Consider the following 22,939-nt stretch of genomic DNA (forward strand, 5'->3'; position numbering starts at 1 on the left):
CGACCCACCGCCACGACCGCAAGGAGCCGCCCCCACATGGACAGCACCGAACTGGGCGATCTGTGGCATCGCGTCTTCGGTACCCAGCCCGCACCCGAGCAGTGGCTGGTGGTCGTGACGGCCACGGTCGCGCTCATCGCCGTCGTACCGAACGTCCTGTGGCGGCTCTCGCGCAACGCGATCACCATCGCCCACGAGGGAGGGCACGGGCTGATCGCCCTGGTCAGCGGGCGCAGGCTGGAAGGCATCCGGCTGCACTCGGACACCAGCGGGCTGACCGTGAGCCGCGGCAGGCCCACCGGCGTCGGCATGATCCTCACCGCGGCGGCGGGGTACACCGCGCCGCCGCTGCTGGGACTCGGCGGCGCCTGGCTGCTCACCGACGGCCGGATCACGCTGCTGCTGTGGGTGTCGACCGCGCTGCTCGCGGTGATGCTGGTGATGATCCGCAATCTGTACGGGGCGCTCACGGTGATCTTCACCGGTACGGCGTTCCTGCTGGTCTCCTGGCTGGCTTCACCCGCGGTGCAGTCGCTGTTCGGGTACACCGTGGTCTGGTTCCTGCTGCTCGGGGGTGTACGTCCGGCGTTCGAGCTGCAGTCGAAGCGACGGCGCGGCGGGGCGCCGGACTCGGACGCGGACCAGTTGTCCCGGCTCACGGATGTGCCGGCCGTGCTGTGGCTGGGCTTTTTCCATGCGGTGTCGATCTGCTCGCTGATCGGCGGCGGCCGCTGGATGCTCGGCCGGTGAGGGACGACAGCCCGCGGCGACGCCTACCATGCTTCTATTACGCCCCGGTTTCGGACGGTTTGATCAAGATTCGGGATTGCGGCGAGCCACTAAAGTGAGGTCCATGACCGAAAGTTCCGTGCACCCCGCCCTCTGGCCCGCCCCCCATGCGAGCGGAGCCGTCGACGCGACCGTCATCGTGCCCGGATCGAAATCGGTCACCAACCGGGCGCTGGTCCTGGCCGCTCTCGCCGCCGAGCCGGGCTGGCTGCGCCGCCCGCTGCGCTCCCGCGACACCTTGCTGATGGCGCAGGCGCTGCGCGCGATGGGCGTCGGCATCGAGGAGGGCGTCGGCCCGGACGGCTCCGGCGAGGCCTGGCGGGTCATTCCGGCCGGGCTGCACGGCCCCACCACGATCGACGTCGGCAACGCCGGAACGGTGATGCGTTTCCTGCCGCCGGTCGCCGCCCTCGCCGACGGCCCGATCCGCTTCGACGGCGACCCGCGTGCGTACGAGCGGCCGCTGACCGGCGTGATCGACGCACTGCGGGTGCTCGGCGCCCGGATCGACGACGACGGGCGCGGTTCGCTGCCGATGACCGTGCACGGCGGCGGGGCGCTGGACGGCGGCCCGGTTGCGATCGACGCCTCCTCGTCGTCCCAGTTCGTCTCGGCGCTGCTGCTGTCGGCGCCGCGTTTCAACCAGGGCGTGGAGGTACGCCACACCGGTTCCCGGCTGCCCTCGATGCCGCACATCCGGATGACGGTCGACATGCTGCGGGCCGTCGGCGCCCAGGTCGACGAGCCGGAGACGGGCGGCGAGCCGAATGTCTGGCGGGTGTCCCCGTCGGCGCTGCTCGGCCGCGACCTGACGGTCGAGCCGGACCTTTCCAACGCCCAGCCCTTCCTCGCGGCGGCGCTGGTCACCGGTGGCCGGGTGACGATCCCGGACTGGCCGGAGTACACCACCCAGCCGGGTGACACGCTGCGTGAGATCTTCACCGCCATGGGCGGCAGCTGTGAGCTGACCGAGCGTGGTCTGACATTCACCGGATCGGGCCGTATCCACGGCATCGACGTGGACCTCGGCGAGGTCGGCGAACTGACCCCCGGCATCGCTGCGGTCGCGGCCCTCGCCGACTCCCCGTCCACACTGAGCGGTGTCGCACATCTGCGGCTGCACGAGACGGACCGGCTGGCCGCGCTCACCAAGGAGATCAACGAGCTCGGCGGGAACGTCACAGAGACCGCCGACGGGCTGCACATCGAGCCGCGCCCGCTGCACGGCGGTACCTTCCATACGTACGACGACCACCGGATGGCAACCGCCGGGTCGATCATCGGCCTTGCCGTCCCCGGAGTGGAGATCGAGAACGTGGCGACAACCGCCAAGACCCTGCCGGATTTCCCGCAGATGTGGACCCGAATGCTCGGGGCCTGAATCATGCGTCGCTACGGCAAGAACCCCGACGAGGACGACATCCGGTTCCGCCCCAACCCGAAGGGCAACCGGCCTCGTACACATACCCGCCCGAAGCACGAGGACGCCGAGGAAGGCATGGTCCTCACCGTGGACCGCGGCCGCCTGACGTGTCTCGTCGACGGCCGTACGGTCATGGCCATGAAGGCCCGGGAGCTGGGCCGGAAGGCCGCGGTGGTCGGCGACACCGTCTCGATCGTCGGCGATCTGTCCGGCGACAAGGACACCCTCGCGCGCATCGTCCGGATCGGTGAGCGCCGCTCGGTGCTGCGGCGGACGGCGGACGACGACGATCCGTACGAGCGGGTGGTCGTCGCCAATGCCGACCAGCTGGCGATCGTCACCGCGTTGGCGGATCCGGAACCCCGCCCGCGGATGATCGACCGCTGCCTGGTGGCGGCGTACGACGGCGGACTCTCCCCGCTCCTGGTCCTGACCAAATCCGACCTCGCATCGCCGGACAAGCTCCTGGAGGCGTACACCCCACTGGGGGTCCCGTACATCGTCACCAGCCGCGAGGAGCTGGAGAACGGCGATGCGGCGGACTGGGTGCGCGAGCAGCTGAACGACCGGGTGACCGCCTTTGTCGGGCATTCCGGTGTCGGGAAGACCACCCTGGTCAACGCCCTCGTGCCGAAGGACCGGCGGCGTACGACGGGTGTCGTCAACGCGGTCACCGGCCGCGGCCGGCACACCACCACCTCCGCGCTCGCGCTGCCACTGCCGGACGGGCGCGGCTGGGTGGTCGACACCCCCGGAGTGCGCTCCTTCGGGCTGAACCACATCGACCCCTCACGGGTCATCCACGCGTTCCCCGACCTGGAGCCGGGCACCGAGGACTGTCCCCGCGGTTGCACCCATGACGCCACCCAACCGGAATGCGCGCTGGGTGCCTGGGTCGCCGCTGGGCACGCCGATCCGGCACGGCTGGACTCCCTGCACCGACTGCTGGCCACCCGGGAACGACGCGAAGGCGACTGACCCGGGTACGTTTGCGACCTGCTGCTGACGGTAAGTGCATAATCGCGCTCAGCGGGACGGAGCAGTCACCGACGTGGGAGGGCACTGACGATGGCGTGGCTGCTGGTCGTGGTCGCTGGACTTCTGGAGACCGGCTTCGCCGTCTGCCTGAAGCTGTCCCACGGCTTCACCCGGCTCTGGCCGACCATCGCGTTCTGCATCTTCGCACTCGGCAGCTTCGGGCTGCTGACGCTCTCCTTGAAGAAGCTCGACGTCGGGCCCGCCTACGCCGTCTGGACGGGCATCGGCGCGGCGGGCACCGCGATCTACGGCATGGTCTTCCTGGACGATGTGGTCTCCACCCTCAAGCTGGTGTCGATCTCGCTGGTGATCCTGGGTGTGATCGGACTGCAGCTGTCGGGCTCGTCCCACTGACAGTGACAGGCGGCGCTGTGCCCGGCCACTTCCATGGCCGGCGCCTCGCGCCCGCAGCGCTCGCGCTCCGGGCGCCGGTGGCCCGCCCGTCACGCCGCGGGCCACCGCTCCACCACCTCGCGGACCAGCGGCGCCGCGTCCGAGGGGAGGGCGGACGCGGCGACCGCGTACGACAGCGCGAGCCGCATCGCGATCTCGCAGGTCGTGGCCAGTGCCGCCGGGTCGTGCGGCGGGCGCCCCTCGTCCAGCGCGGCCACCACGCGATCACACACCAGACCGAGCAGTTCGACGGGGGTCGGCGGTCCGGCATCGGCCCGCCGCTGCGCCGGTACGGACGAACCGGTCGGCGCCGCCAGGCGTACGGGACGGGGTAATCGCTCGCTCCAGCAGCCCGTGAGCAACGCCCTGACCAGTGCGTTCGTACGGGCCGCCCGCACTGTCCAGGCAGCGGTCGCGGCGAGTCTGTCCCCCGTGCCGCCGGGCGATCCCAGCGCCCGTTCGACACCGGCGAGATAGCCGTCGGCAGCGCGCCGGACCAGAGCCCGGGCCAGGCCGTCCTTGCTGCCGAACTCGTTGTAGAGGGTCTGCCGGGAGACTCCGGCGGCGGACGCGACATCGACCATCCGCACGATCGGCCAGGGCCGGGTGGTGAGCGCCGAGAGGGCGGCGTCCAGCAATGCTTCGCGCGCTGTCGGCATCGTCGCCTCCCACGCCAGGGACTCTGCGGTTCAGAGTTGACGCGCCACTGGGCACTGTCAAGACTTCGAGCAGCCCCCGGGGCCGTGTAGCCCCGTTCACCTGCGGTCGATACTGTGACGACATGCCCGATTACCACGATGATCTGCGCCTCGCCCACGTGCTGGCGGACGCCGCCGACGCGGCGACGATGGACCGGTTCAAGGCTCTGGACCTCAAGGTCGAGACCAAGCCGGACATGACGCCGGTGAGCGAGGCCGACAAGGCCGCCGAGGAACTGATCCGCGGCCACCTCCATCGGGCACGTCCGCGCGATGCGATCCTCGGCGAGGAGTACGGGATCGAGGGCACCGGTCCCCGCCGCTGGGTCATCGACCCGATCGACGGCACCAAGAACTACGTCCGCGGTGTCCCGGTCTGGGCGACGCTGATCTCACTGATGGAGGCGGGCGAGAACGGGTTCCAGCCGGTGGTCGGTGTCGTGTCGGCGCCCGCGCTGGGCCGCCGCTGGTGGGCGGCGAAGGGCGCGGGGGCGTACTCCGGCCGCAGCCTCACCTCCGCGACCCGGCTGCAGGTCTCGAAGGTCGAGCGGATCGCGGACGCCTCATTCGCGTACTCCTCGATGACCGGCTGGGAGGAGCAGGGCCGGCTCGACGGCTTCATGGACCTGACACGGGCCTGCTGGCGTACGCGTGGGTACGGCGACTTCTGGCCGTACATGATGGTCGCCGAGGGCTCCGTCGACATCTGCGCGGAGCCGGAGCTCTCACTCTGGGACATGGCGGCGAACGCGATCATCGTCCAGGAGGCGGGGGGCCGGTTCACCAGCCTGGACGGAGTCTCCGGTCCGGGCGGCGGGAACGCGGCAGCCTCGAACGGCCTGCTCCACCACGAGCTGTTGGGGTATCTCAACCAGCGCTACTGACGCAGCTTGCGGCTTGACCTGCATATTTTCCCTTCGCTCACGCCCCCTGGGCCGTCGTGGGGCCGTCATCGCTCTTCGGGCCCCCCGTCCTGGAGCTTCGGCAGCCACTCACGGACGTGGATCGGCCGCAGCGAGTCGATCGAGCTGGTACCCAGATGCGGTAGGACGTGCAGTCGAATGCGCACCTAGGTGCTCACGAAGTGCCAGGATCCATGGTGAGCGAGGCCAGCCACCGTTCGGCGTGCTGCCGCACGGTGACACGGCCGGCGCGCGGATCGATGTACCGTTCCCCGCGGGACCCCGAAGCGATGAGCACTTCCCCAGTGCGGTTCTCCGGAACTTTCACGAAGTAGCCGGCGTCTCCAGTAATCATGAGAGAACGCGTGGAAGCGCTGAGTGGTACCGGGGTGGCCCTGGCCGGTGGATTCGTCGGGCTGCTGGGATGGGCCGCGGATGCCGAACTCCGGGCGCGCGCCGGATTCGAAGCAGGGCCGGACTGGAGCGTGCTGTACGCGGAGCTTCCGCTGACCGTTCTCATCGGAGTGGTAGCCACTTTGTCAGCGTGGTTGCTGCCCCGGCGATGGACAGCCGGGCCGTCCGTTGCCGGGTACGCAGGCCGCGTCGCGCTCGTCGCCATAGTGCTGGCCGGATTCTGGCTGGCCGTCCAGGGCTGGTACGCAGGACTGCCCGAGTCAGTGCCGGACCACAAGCCCTAGAACGGTGGAACGCCATCACCCGAGATCGGCACAGGCATGCACTCACTCTCGTGTAGATGCCTCTCCGGCCGCTGATACACCCGCCGCGCACTATGCGGTCCCCGTACGCTCCCCGCCGTAGACTTATCAGGGAGCTTGAGCCTTGCCAGAAGTCCATTTCAGGCGGGCCACGCGAGATTGATCCCCCCAAGGGCGGCGGGATCGGAGTTTCTCACGGCTCCAGCCATCGCGGGCTCTCTCCAATGAGCGGAATCCTCTGCCTCGCTTTGTGAGCGGTGGAATCCCCTCAGGAAGGACGTGGGCCAGATGAGCCACCTTGTGAGCCAGGTGCCCATCAGTGACATCACACTGGCCGCTTCGGCTGTGCGCTGGATTTTCCCCCTCGGTATAGCAGTGGTCGTAGTCGCCGTTCTGCTTGGCCTCCTCTGGTGGGACGCGCGCCGTCGGTCTCGGGCACAACAGCAGGGACCACGGGCCGAACGTTCGTCCCGAAGCAGCGAAAACTTGAGGGCTGCAGATGATTTCGGGGAAGGTCTCAGCCCATATGAGATCAACCGGCCCTCTTCGCCAAGGGACGTACCCAAGGATGACAACGGTGGGGCTTTTGGCAGGGGAGGACCCGGCGGCTGACGGGTCGGCGACATCGGCGGCACTTGCCGAGATCACCGGGGCTTCCTCGTTCCCAAGTCCCGGGCGAATATCACCGGTCGATCCTGAAGCGCCGCCTCGCAATCGTTGCTCGGCGCAACCTAGTTGAGAAATCCTGATTGCGGGCAACCCCATCAATCCCTTGGGTCCTGCTCCCCTTCAGGGCGCTGCGGTATTCGCGATCCAGAAGGCTCACCATTGCCCCGGGCGCCGTGGGAGCCATCACCGGCCACCGTGGGCGACCGCGGGTGCACAGCCACAAGCCGGGAATCGGATATGACTCCAGGATCATCCCAGGACACCGGCCTGCATCTACACAGACGCACCCGACGACTCCGGCCGGCCGGAGTCGTCTGTGGGCCGTCCCAGGGAGGCCGACGATGGCCGACGACGACCAATGACGCCCACAACCGCGCATCTCTCCGGCATGTTGCAGAGCGATGCCGCATCCCGCCGGAGCGACGGTTCAATACCAGCGCTACTGGTCCCGGGCCGTCACGACGCATGCGGACCCCGAGGGGCGTGTGATGCACTTCCGCGCGCCCCTCGAATGATCTCCACGCACCCCTTGTTGGACTCCCCCAGGGATGCAACGCTGAGAGTCCCCCCACTTGTGAACTTGTGAATCGGCTCACGCAGTCGCTTCACGAAGGAGGTGGCTCCCTTCATGCTCGTCCGTGACGCCATGAGCACGATGGTCCTCACTATCGGCCCCACTCATACGCTCCGCCAGGCGGCCCAACTGATGTCGGCACGCCGCATCGGGGCAGCGGTCGTCCTCGACCGCGACACCAGCGGGATCGGAATTCTCACCGAGCGCGACATCTTGAACTCGGTCGGCTCCGGCCAGAACCCCGATACCGAGACCGCGTCCACCCACACCACCAACGATGTGGTCTTCGCCGCGCCGAGCTGGACCCTGGAAGAGGCCGCGGAGGCCATGACGCACGGCGGATTCCGTCATCTGATCGTGCTTGACGACCACGGGCCTGTCGGCATCGTCTCGGTCCGCGACATCATCCGCTGCTGGGCACCCGCCCGGCGCCACCCGGTGGAGCTGGTCGGCTGAGTTCCTCCACTTACGTACGGCCGATGGGCCTGCCCCCCTCGGTGAAGGGGGACAGGCCCATCGTTGGCGGGAGAGCCGGTACTAGGCGCGCAGGGCCTGGACCGCCGCTTCCAATCGCTTGCCGAAGTCGCCGTCGGCCTGACGGAAGTTGTTGATCGCGCGCTCGGCGATGTCGTCGCGCGAGGCCTTGGCGATGAACCCGGCGAGGTTGTCGATCAGGCGCGCCTTCTCGTCCTCGGAGTAGAGCCGGTAGAGGTTTCCGGCCTGCACGAAGTCGTTGTCCTCGGCGTGGCTCGGTGCCTCGTGCGTACCGATCTCACCGGTGACCGTGGTGGGTTCCCACAGCGGACGATCGGTCTGGACCGGACCGCCGAAGCTGTTGGGCTCGTAGTTCTTCGCACCCTTGTGGCGGCCGTCGTACAGGTAGCCGTCACGGCTGTTCGTCCGTGCCTCGGTGGCGTGCGGACGGTTCACCGGCAGGTGGTCGGCGTTGATGCCGACGCGGTACCGGTGGGCGTCGCCGTACGCGAAGAGGCGGCCCTGGAGCATCTTGTCCGGGGACGGGCCGATGCCCGGCACGAAGTGCGCGGGGCTGAAGATCGACTGCTCGGTCTCCGCGAAGATGTTCTCCGGGTTGCGGTTGAGCTCCAGCTTCCCGATCTCGATCGGCGGATAGTCCGCGTGCGGCCACACCTTGGTGAGGTCGAACGGGTTGAAGCGGTAGGTGGCCGCCTCGGACGCGGGCATGATCTGGACCTGCACGGTCCAGGACGGGAAGTCGCCACGCTCGATCGCCTCACGGAGATCGCGCTGGTGGCTGTCCGGGTCCTCGCCGGCGAGCTTGTTGGCCTCGGCCTGGGTGAGGTTCTTGATGCCCTGGTCGGTCTTGAAGTGGTACTTGACCCAGAAGACCTCGCCGGCCTCGTTGTTCCACTGGTAGGTGTGCGAGCCGTACCCGTTCATGTGACGCAGCGTGGCCGGGATGCCTCGGTCACCGAAGAGCCAGGTCACCTGGTGGGTGGACTCGGGCGAGAGACCCCAGAAGTCCCAGACGTTGTCCGCCTCCTGCGAGCCGGTGTACGGGTCGCGCTTCTGGGTGTGGATGAAGTCCGGGAACTTGATGGCGTCCTTGATGAAGAACACCGGGGTGTTGTTGCCGACGAGGTCGTAGTTGCCCTCTTCGGTGTAGAACTTCAGCGCGAAGCCGCGGGGGTCACGCACCGCGTCGGCGGAACCGAGGTTGCCCGCGACGGTGGAGAAGCGCAGGAACGTCTCGGTCTGCTTGCCGACCTCGGAGAGGAACTTCGCCCGCGTCCACTGCGAGACGTCGCGGGTCAGCGTGAACGTCCCGTACGCACCGGCGCCACGGGCGTGCACGATGCGCTCCGGAATGCGCTCACGGTTGAAGTGCGCGAGCTTCTCCAGGAGCGACTGGTCCTGTACCAGGACCGGACCGCCGACGCCCGCGGTCTGGCTGTTCTGGTTGTCGGCCACCGGCGCGCCGGCCTCCGTGGTGAGCGGTCCCTGCGTCACGTGCGCCTCCTGCGTCATTCCTGTACATCCGTCATGTCCTGATGTCCGCACAGCCTGTCCCTTGGCGTATGCCGATCCCGATCCTACAATGGACTAAGTCCAAGTCAAGTGAACATCTAAAGTCACACCCATTCGGGACCAGGGTCCCCTCACTGTTAGGCTTGCTTCCATGAGTGACCTGTTGGAACGGCTCCGCGGACGCGGCTGGCGCATGACTGCGCAGCGGCGTGTCGTGGCCGAGGTCCTCGACGGGGACCATGTGCACCTGACGGCCGACGAGGTCCACGCCCGGGCCGTCGCCAAGCTGCCGGAGATCTCCCGCGCCACCGTCTACAACACGCTCGGCGAGATGGTGACCCTCGGTGAGGTCATCGAGGTCTCCACGGATCGCCGCGCGAAGCGGTACGACCCGAACGCACACCGCCCCCACCACCACCTGGTCTGCGCCCGGTGCGGCGCCATCCGTGACGTGCACCCGGCGGGCGATCCGCTGGCGGACCTGCCGGCCGACGAGCGCTTCGGCTTCACGGTCTCCGATGTCGAGGTGACGTACCGCGGTATCTGCCCGAACTGCGCGGCAACGGCCTGAGACGCCGCGAAAGGCCCGGTGCGAGCGACACTCGCACCGGGCCTTTCGCATGCCGACACCCCAGGACCTGAGCACCGGACCGCACCTGGTGCCGACGATGCTCGCCGCCCGGCCCCGGCGCCCGGCAGATGGCCGGCGAGGAGCTGCGCATCGACCGCAGCGTCATGATCGGGGCCGCCGACTCCCCGATGAGGGACGGCCCGGTCCTGCGCGAACGAGCACCCGCCGACCGCCGCTCCTGCGGCGGCAGCCTCCTCCCCGGACGCCGACCGGGCGGATCCACCTGCAGCGAGCGGCGAATCCCCGCATTCCCGGACGCGAGCTCCGCCCCACGGGCGCGTCCAGCGGCGGCGGTCGGCCGAACCGTCGGACAAGCTGCCGCAGGTGCGCCGAGAACCGTGCGTCCCGGGGACCCAGATGTGCGGCACACCCATCCCGCGCGTACCCCCTTCCCGAATCTGACGGGTCGTCATATCGTCGGCGGCGATCGCGTCCGCCCCGCGGCGGATCCACACCTCGACCGCACGAGGAGAGACCCGTGGGAGATCCGCACCCGAGCACATCCCCACCCGCACCCGCCACCCCGAAGCTCCGGGCACAGGCGCTCACCCGTTCGTTCGGGCGCGGCGCCAAGACCCTCACCGCCCTCGGCCCGGTCGATCTCGACATCGCGCCGGGTGAGTTCACCTGCATCGTCGGCCCGTCCGGCTGCGGGAAGTCCACGCTGCTGAGGATCGCCGCCGGACTGCTCCGCCCCAGCGCGGGCGAACTATCCATCCGTACGGCATCACCCCGCCCGGCCGCGATGATCTTCCAGGACTACGGGATCCACGATTGGAAGACCGTCCTCGCCAACGTCCGGTTCGGCCTCGACATCCAGCGCGTGCCGCGCAAGGAGGGCGACGCCCGGGCGCGCGACTGGCTCGCCCGGATGGGGCTCGCGGAGTTCGCCGGCGCCTACCCCGCTGCGCTCTCCGGCGGGATGCGGCAGCGCGTCGCCATCGCCCGCGCCCTCGCGGTCGAACCCGAACTCCTGCTGATGGACGAGCCGTTCGCGGCGCTCGATGCCCAGCTACGGACGATCCTGCAGGACGAACTGCTGGACCTCACCCAGACCACCCGTACCACCACGCTCTTCATCACCCACAGCCTGGAGGAGGCGATCGTGCTCGGCGACCGGGTGCTGGTGATGTCCGCCAGGCCGGGCCGGATCATCGCCGAGCGCCGACCGCCGTTCGCCCGGCCGCGCACCGGCGACGTCCGTTCGGCGCCCGAATTCATCGCACTGAAGAGCGAGTTGTGGGAGCTGCTGCGCGGCGAGGTCCGCAGAGAGGTGGCCCCGGCATGAGCACAGCAGTGAAACGCGCACGTCAGGAAGGCGGTGGGGCCGTCCTGGTGCGCAGGCCGGGCCCGCAGGAGCTGCATCCCGTACGCACCCATCGCAGGCGTCGCGCCCTGGAGCTGGCGCTCGCCGTCGCCGTACCCCTGCTCCTCGTCCTGCTCTGGCAGCTGGCCGCCGCGCAGTCCTGGATCGACGACCGGGTCTATCCGGCCCCGTCCACCATCCTCGCGGACGGCTGGGACCGCGCGGCCGACGGCGAGCTGTGGCCCGATGTGTGGGCCACGCTCAAACGGGTCCTCGGCGGCTACGCTATCGGCACCGTCACCGGATATGCGCTCGGCCTGCTGATGGGGGCGCTCTCCCTCGTACGAGCCGCGCTGGAACCGTTGCTCGATGCCCTGTACGTCGTACCGAAGCTGGCTCTGCTGCCGGTCTTCCTCAATATGTTCGGCCTCGGCGAGGGGCCGCAGCTCGCGCTGGTCGCCGCCACGGTCTTCTTCTTCGTCTGGATCTCCACCATGGCTGCCGTCCTCGCCGTCCCGGCGGGTCACCGCGACGCCGGCCAGGTCTTCGGCGCCTCGCCCTGGCAGATGTTCCGGCATGTGCTGCTGCCCGCCTCGTTGCCCGCGGTGCTGGTCGGCGCAAGGATCGCGGCGGGGGTGGCGGTCCTGGTGATCGTGGCGTCCGAGCAGATCGCCGCGGCGGACGGGCTCGGGCATCTGATCTTCGACTCCCGGGCGCTGTTCCAGAACGACGTGATGTTCGTCGGCATCGTCTGTGTGGCGGTACTCGGCGTCGTCTTCTCCGAAGTGGTGCGGATCGCCGGACGGTTGCTCACCCCGTGGGCGCCGCGCGACCGCGGACGCGGCCAGTCGTGAACGGCACCTCCCCTGCTCCATCGAGTTCCCCGTACGGAGGCACTGTGCGTACACGTACCCCTCTCACCCGCACCGTCGCGCTCGTCGCGGCAGCACTGGTCGCCGCGGCGGGCTGCGCCGGGAACGACACCGGCGCCGCTGCCGCGCCACGCACCGTCAAGCCCGTCACGGGCTGCGGTACGGGCAGCTGGACCGACCCGGCCGATCTGGCACCGGACCGGAAACCTGCCCGCTGCGACAAGGGCGCGCCCGCCGCGCAGCCGCTGGCGAAGAAGCGGAAGATCACCGTCGCGACCGGCACCCTGAGCGCGGAGTACGTTGCTCCGCTCCAGGTCGCCGTCGCGAAGGGCGAGTTCGCGAAGGAAGGCCTGACCGTCGAACTGAGGGTGCTCCCCACCCCGGACGCCCTGCCGCTGCTTGCCAAGGGCGATGTCGACGCCCAGTGGGCGGCCCCCGAGGCGGCCGTGATGAACGGCATCAACGGCGGCTTCGACATCAAGTGGGTGGCGGGGAACTTCTCCCCCGACCCCACCTCGAAGAGCGGACTGTGGGTCCGCCTCAAGGAGGGCGAGAGCGCCGGTCACGTCGACATGGCGGGCCGGAGGATGGGCGCCATGATCGGCAAGGGGTCGGTCATCGCGTACCCGATGGACACGTCGCTGAAGAAGCACGGCGGCGGGCTCGACAAGATCAGCTTCCAGCAGCTCGGCTCGGCGGATGTGCTGACCGCTCTACAGAACGGGGGCGTGGACTCCGCCTGGCTGCTCGACCCGGTCTGGCGGAAGGTCGACGGCGACAAGAAGTACGCGTTCCTCGGCGGCCAGCCGCTCGGCGAACCGCTCGGCGGCCTGCTCTTCGGCCCGACGCTGCTGACCAAGGACCCGGACGCGGGCGTCGCCTTCCTCCGCGCCTACATCCGCACGGTGAACACCTACTTCTCCGGGGACTACAAGTCCGATCCCGCCTTCGTCGCGGAACTGGCGAAGCTGATGAAGATCGACGAGGCGACGCTGCGGTCGACTCCGTCGATGCGAATGGACTGGGAGATCCGGAAGGGCACGACGGACCGCCTGCAGCAGGCGTACCGCGATGCGGGCGTCTCGGCCGGCAAGCCGGTGCCGGAGGAGAAGGCCGTCGACCGGGCGATGTACGGGGAGGCGGTGGGCCACACGCTCTGAGGCGAAGGCCCCGGACATGAACAGAGGGCCGGATCCCTGTAAAAGGATCCGGCCCTCTGTCTTCAGTAGCGGGGACAGGATTTGAACCTGCGACCTCTGGGTTATGAGCCCAGCGAGCTACCGAGCTGCTCCACCCCGCGTCGATGAACACAACTTTACGTGACGCCCCCGACCAGCGCAAATCCGTTTCGGTGGAGGGGCGCGGGGCCCTGCCGGCGACTCGGCATGCCGACCCGCACAGCGGGCCGGGGGCTCGGGAAGGATCGCGGGTGACCGGACTGACCGCGTGGTACGGCGCCGGACCGGCCGGCACATCCCGTGGCATGCGGCATGCCCGGCGGCCCTGCACCGGCTCGGACGTGGGGCGCTACGACCGGCGCCGCGCCCCGTACCGCACCCCTGGCGCCCCCTACGCGGTCAGCTCCTGGTGCAGCGCCTCGCGCAGCCGTGCCGCCCGCTCGGCGACCTCCGCCGGGCCCAGCTCGACCGCCCGGGCGCACCAGCGCTGCCCCTCGGTGAGCTCGCCGCGGCGGGCGGCGAGCAGGGCGAGGCGCAGCGCGGCCCTCCCGTGCCCGTCGTTCGCGGCACGGCTCCACCACAACGCGGCCTCGCGCTCGCTGCCCTCGCGGGCGAGGAGCAGCCCGAGGTTGAAGGCCCCGTTGCGGCTGCCCGCCTCGGCCGCCTCGCGGTACCAGCGGGCGGCGCTGTCCACATCGCCGCGAGCCGCGGCAAGCATGCCGACGCGCACCTGGGCGCGGCGGTGCCCCTGCTCGGCGGCCCGCTCGTACCACTCCTCGCACTCGGTCTTCTCCGGCATCGGCTCGCCGAGCGCGGGCGGTCCGGGCGGCGGCTGCCGCGAGTCCAGCACCCCGGCCAGCCGGAAGGCGGCCTCGGCACTGCCGCCGCCCGCGGCGCAGCGAAGATGACGCTCGGCCTCCTGCTCCTCGCCGTGGTGCAGCAGCGCCATGCCGACCTGGAGCGCCGCCTCGGTGTGCCCGGCGGCGGCGGCCCGCTCGTACCAGCTCAGCGCTGCCCGGTCCTCGTCGCGCCCTGCGTGCAGGATGCCGAGGTTGAAGGCGGCGTCGACGCTGCCCGCCTCGGCGGCCTTGGAGAACCAGGGCTCCGCACCGGTCGCGTCCCCCGCCTGGAGCAGCAGCACGGCCAGTGCGTTGGCGGCCTCGCGATGACCGGCGTACGCGGCACGGCGGTACCACTGCTCGGCCTGCGGCGTACGGTCCTGGGCGGCGCAGAGCAGTCCGAGGTTGTACGCGCCGTTGACGTCGCCCGCGTCCATGGCGGCGCGGTACCAGCGCTCGGCGGTCTGCTGCTCGCCGCGGGCGGCGTGCAGGGCGCCCAGGGCGTTGGCGGCGTTGCCGTCACCGTCCTGGGCGGCGCGCAGCCACCACACGGCGGCGCTCTCCTCGTCGCCCGCATCGCGCAGCAGGAAGCCGAGCGCGCAGGCGGCCCGTGCCTCGCCGCCCTTGGCGGAGGTGAGGTACCAGCGGCCGGCCTCCTTCAGCTCGCCGCGCCGTTCGAGGATGGCGCCGAGATGCAGGGCGGCGCGACGGTGTCCGCGCGCGGCGGCCTGCCGGTACCACTGCTCGGCCTCACCTGCCCGCCCCGCGGCGGAACCGGCCACGGGTCCGTCGTCCTTGCGCGCGGCAGCCCCGGCCGCGTTACGTGTACCGGTCACGGGACCACCGGCTGCGCCCGGACCGGGCCCCATGCCCATCCCGAGCCCCGCATCCGCTCCGGGACGGCCGAAAGCGTCGTGCGGGTCGTCGGCGGCCCTGCGCTCCAGGGCGCGTGCCAGGCGGTAAGCGGCCTCCCGGTGGCCCTGCTCGGCGGCGGCGCGCAACCAGCGCTCGGCGCCGACGTCACTGCGGTGTTCCAGCAGGTCGGCGAGGGCGTACGCGCCCAGCGCATGGCCCTGCTCGGCGGACTGGCGCAGCCAGTACTCGGCGCCGGGCTCGTCGCCTCGCTCGCGGTAGTGGCGGCCCAGGGCGTGCGCGGCGGCGGCGGAACCGGCGACGGCTGCGATGCGCCACCAGCCGGCCGCCTCGTCGGCATAGCCTCGCTGATGGAGGAGAACGCCCAGGTTGTTGGCGGCGGCCCGGTCGCCGTCGGCCGTGGCTCCCCGCAGATAGGGCTCGGCGCCGTTCAGATCACCACGGCGCAGCAGCAGTGCGCCGAGGACGCTCATGGACGCGGTGTCCCCGGCGTCGGCGGCGCGGCGGTGCCGCGCTTCGGTCTCGGCGCTCTCCGTGCTCTCGGCGCCGCCGGAAGCCGCCGCGGTCCCGGCGATTCCCGTGGTCCCGGCCGCCCCCGCGACCTCGACGCCTTCCACGGTCTCGGCGTTCTCAACGGTCACGGCGCTGCCCGCAGCGTCAGCGACAAAAGCCGCGTCCGTCACGTTTTCCATCCCATGGACGTGCCGCTGCACAAACCGCCCTGTCTCCAACAGAGTTGCCCTGTCCCCCATAAATACCATCGTCCCACCACCTGCAACCCGCGTACACCTGGTATACCGCGGCCAGTGAGGTCACTTCAGCGTTTTGTCGACATGCCCACAGAGAGATAAGTCAAACACGTCCGGGCCCAACTCGCGCCCAGCGAACCGCACTTAACGCCCACCACATGGGAAGGTTTCACGGCACGACGAAGGCCCGGATCCTCGAAAGGATCCGGGCCTTCATCTTTCAGTAGCGGGGACAGGATTTGAACCTGCGACCTCTGGGTTATGAGCCCAGCGAGCTACCGAGCTGCTCCACCCCGCGTCGTTGTGTTCAAACCGTACCACGACGCGGGGGTGGGGCTTTACCGGCAGCTGCTCAGCTGCCCTTGTCCGCCTTGGGCGCGGCCTCCGCCGCACGCTTCAGCGCATCCTGCAGATCGGCCTGGGCCTTGCCGTAGGCGCTCCAGTCCTGCTTCTTCAGGGCCGCCTCACCGTCCGCATAGGCCTTCTGCGCATCCGCGATCGCCTGCTTGAGCGCGGCGTCACCGGTGGCCGCAGGTGGCTTCGTGGTCTCGCCCGGCGGCTGCGTGGTTTCGGTGCCGTCCACCCCGAAGACCGCGTTGAGCGCCTCCCCGAGGCTGTTCTCGAAGACGGTCTTCGAGCCGTACGAGGCAGCCACCTTGCGCAGCAGCGGATAGTTCTGCGTGCCACCACGCGTGTAGACCGGCTCGATGTAGAGGAAGCCCCCGTCGAGCGGCACCGTCAGCAGGTTGCCGTACTCGATGTCGGAGTCGGTTCCCTTGAGGTTTCTCACGAACTCGGCGACGTCGTCGTTGCCGTTGAGCTCGCTCTGCACCTGCCCGGGGCCCTTCACCGTCGTGGTGACTCTGAGCAGCCTTATGGTGCCGTAGTCCTTGCTGGCCGCATCCGCGTCCACCGCCATGAACGCCCCGAGGTCGGGCCGCCCCTTCGGGGTGAACGTCGTGGTCAGTGAGAACTTCTGAGCCGGCTGGTCCGGCATTTTTATGCTCAGGTAGTACGGCGGGACGGCGCCGGACTCCTTGTTGGTCGGGTCGTCCGGGACCTGCCACGCGTCACTGCCACTGTAGAACTGTGCGGGGTTGGTGACGTGGTAGCGGGTGAGCAGCTCGCGCTGAACCTTGAACAGGTCCTGCGGGTACCGCAGGTGGGCCATCAGGTCCTGCGGAATGTCGGCCCGCGGCTCCACCGTCCCCGGGAACGCCTTGCGCCAGGTCTTGAGGACCGGGTCCTTGGTGTCCCACTCGTACAGCTTGACCTTGCCGTCGTACGCGTCGACGGTGGCCTTCACCGAGTTGCGGATGTAGTTGACCTGGTTCTGCTGGGCAACGACCGCGCGCTGGTTGGTGGTCAGCGAGTCGGCCGTGGTGTCACCGAGCGTCGTACGCGAGGCGTACGGGTACCCGTTGGTGGTGGTGTACGCGTCGACGACCCACTGGATGCGGCCGTTCACCACGGCCGGATACGCGTCGCCGTCGATGGTCAGCCACGGGGCGACCGCCTCGACGCGCTCCTTGGGCGTGCGGTTGTACAGGATCCGCGAACCCTCGCCGATGGCCCCCGAGTAGAGGATCTGCGGCTCGCTGAACGAGACCGCGTACGCGGCGCGGTTGAACGCGTTGGAGAGGCTGACTCCGCTGTTGCCCTTGTAGCTGGTGGTCTGCTCGCCGTCCTCCTCGTAGTCGAGCTCCTTCTGGGGCCCGCCGACGATGGAGTACTGCTCGGTCTTCTCGCCGTAGTAGATCTGCTGCTCGTACGTGCCGAGCTCGCCGGTGGTCGGCAGACCCGACTCGGTGAAGTCCGGGGACCCCTTCGGGTTCTTGCCCGTCGTGGTGCCCCGCGCGGCGATGGCGCCGTAACCGTGGGTGTACGTGAAGTGGTCGTTGATCCAGTTGCGCTTGGGGATACCGTCCAGGTTGAGCTCGCGCAGACCGATGACCGTGTCCTGGTCCTTGCCGGTGGCGTCCTTGTAACGGTCGACGTCCAGTGTCTTGGGGAACTGGTAGTAGTTGCGCTTCTGCTGGAGCTGCTGGAAGGCCGGGGAGACGACGTTGGGGTCCATCACCCGGTAGCTCGCCGCGTCGTCCGCGCTCGCGCGCAGCTTCGCGTCGTCCGTCGTGGTGCTCTTGCCCGAGTAGTCGTTCACCTGGGCGTCGTCGATGTCGTACGCGTCACGCGTCGCCTGGATGTTCTTCCGGATGAACGGGGCTTCCTTGGCCTGCTCGTTCGGCTGGACCTGGAACTTCTGCACGATCGCCGGGTACAGACCGCCGATCAGGATCGCGGAGAGCACCATCAGACCGAAGCCGATCATCGGGAGCTGCCAGGTGCGGCGCCACAGCGTCGCGAAGAAAAGCACGGCGCAGATCGCGGCGATGCAGAACAGGATCGTCTTCGCCGGCAGATAGGCGTTGGCGTCGACGTACCGCAGGCCGGTCCAGTTGTCCGTCGCCTTGAAGTCGCTGGACTTCACCGCCAGCCCGTACCGGTCGAGCCAGTACGCCACGGCCTTCAGCGAGACGAAGACGCCGAGCAGCACCGACAGATGGCCGGTGGCCGCACCGGTCGCCCGCGCGCCGGGGCTGGTGACGCGGAGCCCGCCGTACAGGTAGTGGGTGAGCGCGGCTGCGATCAGCGAGAGCACCGTGGCAGCGAAGCCGAAGCCCAGCAGGAATCGATACCACGGAAGGTCGAAGGCGTAGAAGGAGACGTCCAGATGGAACTGGGGGTCCTTCTGCCCGAACGCCACGCCGTTCACGTACATCAGCCACGTGCGCCACTGGCCCGATGCGGACGCCCCGGCGATCAGCCCGACGAGCGCGGTGACCGCGAGCAGTACCCACTTCTTGAACGGGGCGACGCTCATCCGGTAGCGGTCCAGGCTCTGCTGCTCCAGCGACATCGCGCTCAGCGGCGGCCGGAGCCGGTGCGCGAGCCAGATGTTCAGGCCGACAGCGATCGCCATCAGCAGTCCGAAGACGAGGAACAGTCCGATCTTGGTCCACAGGGTGGTGGTGAAGACGGATGAATAGGCGACCGACCGGTACCAGAGCCAGTCCGTCCAGAACCCGGCGAACATGACGAACGCCATGGCGAGAATCGCCAGGACGCCGAGTGTCATGAGCAGGGTACGGGCGCGCCGGGACGGGCGGCCGACTCTGATCCGTGGCCCGGTCGGGCCTCCGCCGCGGTCCGGCATCTGGAAAGCCAACGTGCGCACCTCGAAGTTCGCGGTCGTGTGAAACGGGCCCAGCGATCGTAGAGCCCACCTATGCAACTTACTGAGGCTTTACCTAGTTCCCGTTCCCGGGGCGGAAGGAGGCAGGATGTTGGGCATGCCCAACGTTTCCCCCTCAGGCCCCCCGATGGCCGCAAGCCCCCTCACCGTCGCCGTGCTCGAAATCGACGAGTACGCCGCCGGCCTCGGCTGGGACCAGCCCGCCCGGCTCTTCGCTCTCGTCGACACCGCCAAGCTGCGCGCCCAGGAGCCGGGGCTCGCCGCCCAGCTCGGTCTCGACAGCCCGGAGTCCACGACCGCCGCACTCACCCCGATCGAGCAGGAGGAGATCCCCCGCGGAAAGGCGCTGGACGAGTTCCTCGCCACCATTGCCTGGCCCGACGCGGTGGCCGGATGCGCGATGACGGTGGAGCGCCTGATGCTGCCGCCGTCCGCCGAGGCCTCCGTACCGGACGGGCTCAGTGACGCCCAGCTGACGAAGTGGGTCGCCCGGCACCCCGACCGGCAGGAGGTGCGGATGACCGTGGCCGTCCTGCGCAACGGTGCACGGGAGTCCGCCGTACGGCTCCGGGAGAAGGACTCCCCGAGTGAGGTACTGACCGGCGCGGGTCTGGTACCGGGGCTGGCCGAGGCGCTGGCCGCCACGTTCGAGTCCTGAGAGTCCGACCACGGCGGGCGGTATCGCGTCCGCCGTGGTCGTGGGGGGCGCGGTCAGCCTGCCGAGCAGCTCGGCAGAGCGGCCGTGTCCCCCGTGCGGATCTTCTCCAGCGACTTCTTCGCGTCGTCGATCGTCTTGACCTTCACGAGCGTGAGCCCGGCGGGAGTGTCGGACGCGGCGGCCTTGCAGTTGTCGTCCGGCGTCAGGAAGTACCTGGCGCCCGCGTTGCGCGCGCCGACCAGCTTCATGTTGATGCCGCCGATCGGGCCGACCTTGCCCCGGTCGTCGATGGTGCCGGTGCCCGCGATGAACTTGCCGCCGGTCAGCTGGCCGGGTGTCAGCTTGTCGATGATGCCCAGGGAGAACATCAGGCCGGCACTCGGGCCGCCCACATCGGCGAGCCTGATGTCGATCCGGAACGGGAACGTGTGGTCCGTCCCGGCCTGGATACCGACGATCGCCCGGTTCTCCTTGGCCGCCTTCGCCGTCGTGATGGTGATCTTCTCGGAACCCTGCGGCTCCTTGCCGGCCTTCTCGGCGGCGGCCGCCGTCTTGGCCGGAATCACCGTGAACGTGACGTTCTCGCCGGGCTTGTGCTTGGTGACGAGCTTCGCGACGTCCTCGGGCTGCTTGACCGCCGTACCGTCGACAGCCTTGATCACATCGCCCGCGTGCAGCTTGCCCTGCGCGGGGCTGTCCTTGATCACCGTGGAGACCACGACGCGCGAGGTCACCGGGATGCCCAGCTCGGTCAGGGCGGCGACCTTGGCGCTCTCCTGGGACTGGCTGAACTCCTCGGCGTTCTCCTGCGTCGACTGCTGCTCGGTCTTGCCGTTCGGATACAGCGTGTCGTGCGGGACGACGACCGTGTCGTGGGCGAGCCAGCCGTAGACGGCCTCGACGAGGTTCATGTTGTAGTCGGCGCCCGTGACCCGCACCGTCGTCATATTGAGGTTGCCGGACGTCTTGTACGTCTTGCGCCCGGAGATCTGCAGGACCGGTTCTCCGCCGACCTTGCCGAGCGTGTTCACCGTCGGGCCGGGAGACATCTCCGAGTACGGCACCTTCATCAGCACACCTGCGCAGAGCAGCGCGATGAGGATCAGTGTGGAGGCGAGCATCGTCGCGGTGCGGCGTGGCATGGAACGACAGTACGGGAAGGGTCTGTCAGTGCACCGCTGGGGCCGGTCCGTCAGGGGCGGAGGGGCGGGTGCGCTGCTGTTGCCGATCGGCGGGGCAGTCGGCGCCGCGATGCGGATTGGCGACTGCGTACGTGCGGTGCTGCCTCAGGCAGCGTCGGAACCGGAGTGAGATTTCTCCATCGCCTCACGGAACCGGGCATACCCGGCGAGTTCGGTGACATCGCCGGTCGTGCGATTTCTGGCGGCCCAGCTCCCCCATATCGCAGCGCCGAAAGCAGCGAAAAGCGGAATCAGCAACCAGGCGAGTGCTGCCATGACGACCTCCCTACCCCATGAGCGACCGCAACTGCCGATCAGCAGATTAGCCATCTGCAGAATCAACGCTCATGGCAGGGGTGCGGTTACGCAAATCGGGGCGGATGACCGCTGGTTGGGTTTGAGCTCAGCAGGCGCCGACCCACTCCTCCGTACCGTCGGAAAACCGCTGGTGTTTCCAGATCGGAACCTCGTGCTTGAGGTCGTCGATGAGCTTGCGGCACGCCGCGAACGCCTCCGCGCGGTGCGGGCAGGAGATGGCGACGACGACAGCCAGATCTCCCACCTCCAGTTCACCCACACGGTGTACCGCCGCCAGCGCCCGGACCGGGAACTCGGCCACGACCTTCTCGGCCACCCGGCGCATCTCGTCCTGCGCCGACGGATGGCAGGAGTAGCCGAGCGCGCCGACGTCCTGTCCGCCGTCGTGATTACGCACCGTGCCGACGAAGAGCGCGGTGCCGCCCGCGGCGTCGTCTCCGACGGCGCGGAAGATCTCGTCGACCGACAGCGGTGTCCCGCGGATCTCCAGCAGCCGGATCGGGTCCTGTGCCGCCTGCTCACCGGGGTGGTCGTGGGTGGGTGCCATGCCGCCCATGGTGCCGTACCGCACTGACATCACGGAATAGCCCTTTCCACCGGCGGACCGTCGGCAGCCTTGGAGCCTTCTACAGCCCCGCCCGGCAGACGGTGGGTCGACGACGGGGCCTAGATACGACGGCGCGCCTTGCGGGCGCGACGGACCAGGGCGGCGGTGCCGAGCAGCGCGACGGTCGCACCGGCGGCACCGGCGGCGGTGGCGTCCTTGCGGCCGAGCCGGCGTCCGGCGACGGTGTGGCGGCCCTCGACCTCTTCGAGGAGCGCGGCGAGCACCTCCTCGTTGGTCCACCGGGGACGCCAGCCGGCGTCGTGCAGTCGGCTCACGCTGACCACCCAGGGGTGCATCGTGTACGCGAGGTCGCCCGCGGGGGACGGGGTGAGACCGATCCGGTGCAGGCGGGCTGCGGCGCCGAGTGCGACGGCGGAGGGCAGCTCCATCCGGCGTACACCACTGAGCTCCTCGACCTCCTCCTGCTCCAGCCAGCCGTCGCAGCCGACCGCGAACTCCCCGTCGATCTTCTCCAGCGCGGCGTACTCGAGGGCCGTGACCAGGTCGTCGACGTGGCAGAACTGCCAGGTGGGGCGCGATCCGGCGACGACGAGGAGGCGCGGCGACTCGAAGTAGCGGGTCAGCGCCGTGTCCGTACCGCCGACCAGAACGGTGGGGCGGACCACGGTGACGTTGAGCCCGGGGTGGGCACGAGGTGCGCGGCGGCCGAGCCGTTCGATCTCCAGGAGGTCACCGACACCGGTGGCCTCGGCCGTGGCACGCAGCTCTGCGTCCTCGGCGAGCGGGATGTCGTTGTCGGGCAGCGCCCCGTAGACCATCGCCGAGGTGCAGAGCACGGCCCGGTGGACCCCGGCGGCCGCGGCGGCCGTCAGCACGGTCTGGGTGCCGCGGACGTTGTACGCGGTACGGGCGGCGGCGTCGGTCTCCAGGTCGAGATCGAGTGCCAGATGGACGACGACGTCTGCGCCGCGCAGTTTCTCGGCGATGGCGGGATCGCGCACGTCGAGGATGTGCCAGGTCGCGTCGGAGACCTCGCCTCGGCGCTCGTCGATGGCGATGACCTGCTTGATCTCCTCGGATGCCGCGAGGCGCGCGGTGAGCAGCTCACCGACGCCGGTCGCGGCACCGGTGACCGCGACGACGGGGCCGCGGCTCTTGGAGCGGCATTTCGAGGGCGTGCTCTCGGGCGAAGGGTCAGCCAGGTTTCGCGCTGCGCGAACCTGAGGATCTGGGGAACTCACCGGGCGTCTCCAGCGGTTGTCTTCAGTACGTACCCGAATGACGCGTACGTACCAGGTGGCGTC

At 69.4% G+C, this 22,939-nt stretch carries 21 protein-coding genes and 2 tRNA genes; 12 read left to right on the plus strand and 11 right to left on the minus strand.

Annotated features, from left to right (window positions below):
* Positions 1-36 precede the first annotated feature (36 nt).
* From OG395_RS21665 to OG395_RS21680, 4 genes are all read left to right on the plus strand, one after another.
* Positions 37-750: a M50 family metallopeptidase gene (locus tag OG395_RS21665; RefSeq protein ID WP_327244438.1), complete on the plus strand. Its 714-nt coding sequence runs from the start codon at positions 37-39 to the stop codon at positions 748-750.
* A 103-nt stretch (positions 751-853) separates the two neighbouring features.
* Positions 854-2,170, plus strand: coding sequence for a 3-phosphoshikimate 1-carboxyvinyltransferase (gene aroA / locus OG395_RS21670; RefSeq protein WP_327244439.1), 1,317 nt, complete (start codon positions 854-856; stop codon positions 2,168-2,170).
* Positions 2,171-2,173: 3 nt separating this feature from the next.
* Positions 2,174-3,190, plus strand: a complete 1,017-nt coding sequence (rsgA, locus tag OG395_RS21675; RefSeq protein WP_327244440.1) for a ribosome small subunit-dependent GTPase A — start codon at positions 2,174-2,176, stop codon at positions 3,188-3,190.
* Between the two features lie 90 nt (positions 3,191-3,280).
* On the plus strand, positions 3,281-3,604 hold the full coding sequence (locus tag OG395_RS21680; RefSeq protein ID WP_030915586.1) for a DMT family transporter: 324 nt from the start codon (positions 3,281-3,283) through the stop codon (positions 3,602-3,604).
* A gap of 89 nt (positions 3,605-3,693) precedes the next feature.
* On the opposite strand, the gene OG395_RS21685 is transcribed toward OG395_RS21680, so the two are convergent.
* Positions 3,694-4,302 carry a TetR/AcrR family transcriptional regulator gene (locus OG395_RS21685; RefSeq protein ID WP_327244441.1) on the minus strand — a complete coding sequence of 203 codons (609 nt, stop codon included), beginning with the start codon at positions 4,300-4,302 and terminating at the stop codon, positions 3,694-3,696.
* Positions 4,303-4,424: 122 nt separating this feature from the next.
* Between OG395_RS21685 and hisN the strand changes: the two genes are divergently transcribed.
* A complete protein-coding gene (gene hisN, locus OG395_RS21690) occupies positions 4,425-5,225 on the plus strand; it encodes a histidinol-phosphatase (RefSeq protein WP_327244442.1) in 801 nt (266 codons plus the stop codon).
* 65 nt (positions 5,226-5,290) lie between these two features.
* Here the strand turns inward: hisN and OG395_RS58410 are convergent, their stop codons facing one another.
* Entirely contained in the window at positions 5,291-5,410 is a 120-nt protein-coding gene (locus tag OG395_RS58410) for a hypothetical protein (protein WP_376335507.1), read from the minus strand.
* Between the two features lie 198 nt (positions 5,411-5,608).
* Between OG395_RS58410 and OG395_RS21695 the strand changes: the two genes are divergently transcribed.
* Together OG395_RS21695 and OG395_RS21700 are read left to right on the plus strand one after the other, a co-directional pair.
* Positions 5,609-5,941 carry a hypothetical protein gene (locus tag OG395_RS21695; RefSeq protein WP_327244443.1) on the plus strand — a complete coding sequence of 111 codons (333 nt, stop codon included), beginning with the start codon at positions 5,609-5,611 and terminating at the stop codon, positions 5,939-5,941.
* A 1,315-nt stretch (positions 5,942-7,256) separates the two neighbouring features.
* A complete protein-coding gene (locus tag OG395_RS21700) occupies positions 7,257-7,658 on the plus strand; it encodes a CBS domain-containing protein (protein ID WP_266981710.1) in 402 nt (133 codons plus the stop codon).
* A gap of 81 nt (positions 7,659-7,739) precedes the next feature.
* Here the strand turns inward: OG395_RS21700 and OG395_RS21705 are convergent, their stop codons facing one another.
* Complete coding sequence (locus OG395_RS21705) at positions 7,740-9,209, minus strand: catalase (protein ID WP_327244444.1); 1,470 nt, start codon at positions 9,207-9,209, stop codon at positions 7,740-7,742.
* A 151-nt stretch (positions 9,210-9,360) separates the two neighbouring features.
* On the opposite strand from OG395_RS21705, the gene OG395_RS21710 reads away from it, so the two are divergent.
* The 4 genes from OG395_RS21710 to OG395_RS21725 all read left to right on the plus strand — a co-directional run bounded on the left by OG395_RS21710 (position 9,361) and on the right by OG395_RS21725 (position 13,178).
* A complete protein-coding gene (locus OG395_RS21710) occupies positions 9,361-9,780 on the plus strand; it encodes a Fur family transcriptional regulator (RefSeq protein ID WP_266981714.1) in 420 nt (139 codons plus the stop codon).
* A 538-nt stretch (positions 9,781-10,318) separates the two neighbouring features.
* Complete coding sequence (locus tag OG395_RS21715; RefSeq protein ID WP_327244445.1) at positions 10,319-11,128, plus strand: ABC transporter ATP-binding protein; 810 nt, start codon at positions 10,319-10,321, stop codon at positions 11,126-11,128.
* Entirely contained in the window at positions 11,125-12,000 is an 876-nt protein-coding gene (locus tag OG395_RS21720) for an ABC transporter permease (protein ID WP_327244446.1), read from the plus strand. Before OG395_RS21715 ends, OG395_RS21720 begins: the two co-directional genes overlap by 4 nt.
* 44 nt (positions 12,001-12,044) lie before the next feature.
* Positions 12,045-13,178 carry an ABC transporter substrate-binding protein gene (locus tag OG395_RS21725; protein ID WP_327244447.1) on the plus strand — a complete coding sequence of 378 codons (1,134 nt, stop codon included), beginning with the start codon at positions 12,045-12,047 and terminating at the stop codon, positions 13,176-13,178.
* A gap of 66 nt (positions 13,179-13,244) precedes the next feature.
* Here the strand turns inward: OG395_RS21725 and OG395_RS21730 are convergent.
* The 4 genes from OG395_RS21730 to OG395_RS21745 all read right to left on the minus strand — a co-directional run bounded on the left by OG395_RS21730 (position 13,245) and on the right by OG395_RS21745 (position 18,871).
* Positions 13,245-13,318: transfer RNA gene (locus tag OG395_RS21730), tRNA-Met, on the minus strand.
* A 269-nt stretch (positions 13,319-13,587) separates the two neighbouring features.
* Positions 13,588-15,669: a sel1 repeat family protein gene (locus tag OG395_RS21735; RefSeq protein WP_327244448.1), complete on the minus strand. Its 2,082-nt coding sequence runs from the start codon at positions 15,667-15,669 to the stop codon at positions 13,588-13,590.
* Positions 15,670-15,881: 212 nt separating this feature from the next.
* Positions 15,882-15,955, minus strand: a tRNA-Met gene (locus OG395_RS21740).
* A 54-nt stretch (positions 15,956-16,009) separates the two neighbouring features.
* The gene (locus OG395_RS21745; RefSeq protein WP_327249411.1) at positions 16,010-18,871 is read right to left on the minus strand and encodes a UPF0182 family membrane protein; all 2,862 of its coding nucleotides are present in this window, start codon (positions 18,869-18,871) and stop codon (positions 16,010-16,012) included.
* A 127-nt stretch (positions 18,872-18,998) separates the two neighbouring features.
* On the opposite strand from OG395_RS21745, the gene OG395_RS21750 reads away from it, so the two are divergent.
* Complete coding sequence (locus tag OG395_RS21750) at positions 18,999-19,568, plus strand: PPA1309 family protein (RefSeq protein WP_266981724.1); 570 nt, start codon at positions 18,999-19,001, stop codon at positions 19,566-19,568.
* Positions 19,569-19,621: 53 nt separating this feature from the next.
* Here the strand turns inward: OG395_RS21750 and OG395_RS21755 are convergent, their stop codons facing one another.
* From OG395_RS21755 to OG395_RS21770, 4 genes are all read right to left on the minus strand, one after another.
* Positions 19,622-20,710, minus strand: a complete 1,089-nt coding sequence (locus tag OG395_RS21755; RefSeq protein WP_327244449.1) for a YlbL family protein — start codon at positions 20,708-20,710, stop codon at positions 19,622-19,624.
* A gap of 144 nt (positions 20,711-20,854) precedes the next feature.
* Positions 20,855-21,025 carry a hypothetical protein gene (locus OG395_RS21760; RefSeq protein WP_266981728.1) on the minus strand — a complete coding sequence of 57 codons (171 nt, stop codon included), beginning with the start codon at positions 21,023-21,025 and terminating at the stop codon, positions 20,855-20,857.
* A gap of 127 nt (positions 21,026-21,152) precedes the next feature.
* On the minus strand, positions 21,153-21,614 hold the full coding sequence (locus OG395_RS21765) for a molybdenum cofactor biosynthesis protein MoaE (protein ID WP_327244450.1): 462 nt from the start codon (positions 21,612-21,614) through the stop codon (positions 21,153-21,155).
* Between the two features lie 119 nt (positions 21,615-21,733).
* On the minus strand, positions 21,734-22,876 hold the full coding sequence (locus OG395_RS21770; protein WP_327244451.1) for an SDR family oxidoreductase: 1,143 nt from the start codon (positions 22,874-22,876) through the stop codon (positions 21,734-21,736).
* Between the last annotated feature and the right edge of the window lie 63 nt (positions 22,877-22,939).

This window comes from Streptomyces sp. NBC_01320, from assembly GCF_035974375.1.
In the GTDB taxonomy this organism is placed as follows: Bacteria; Actinomycetota; Actinomycetes; order Streptomycetales; family Streptomycetaceae; genus Streptomyces; species Streptomyces yanii.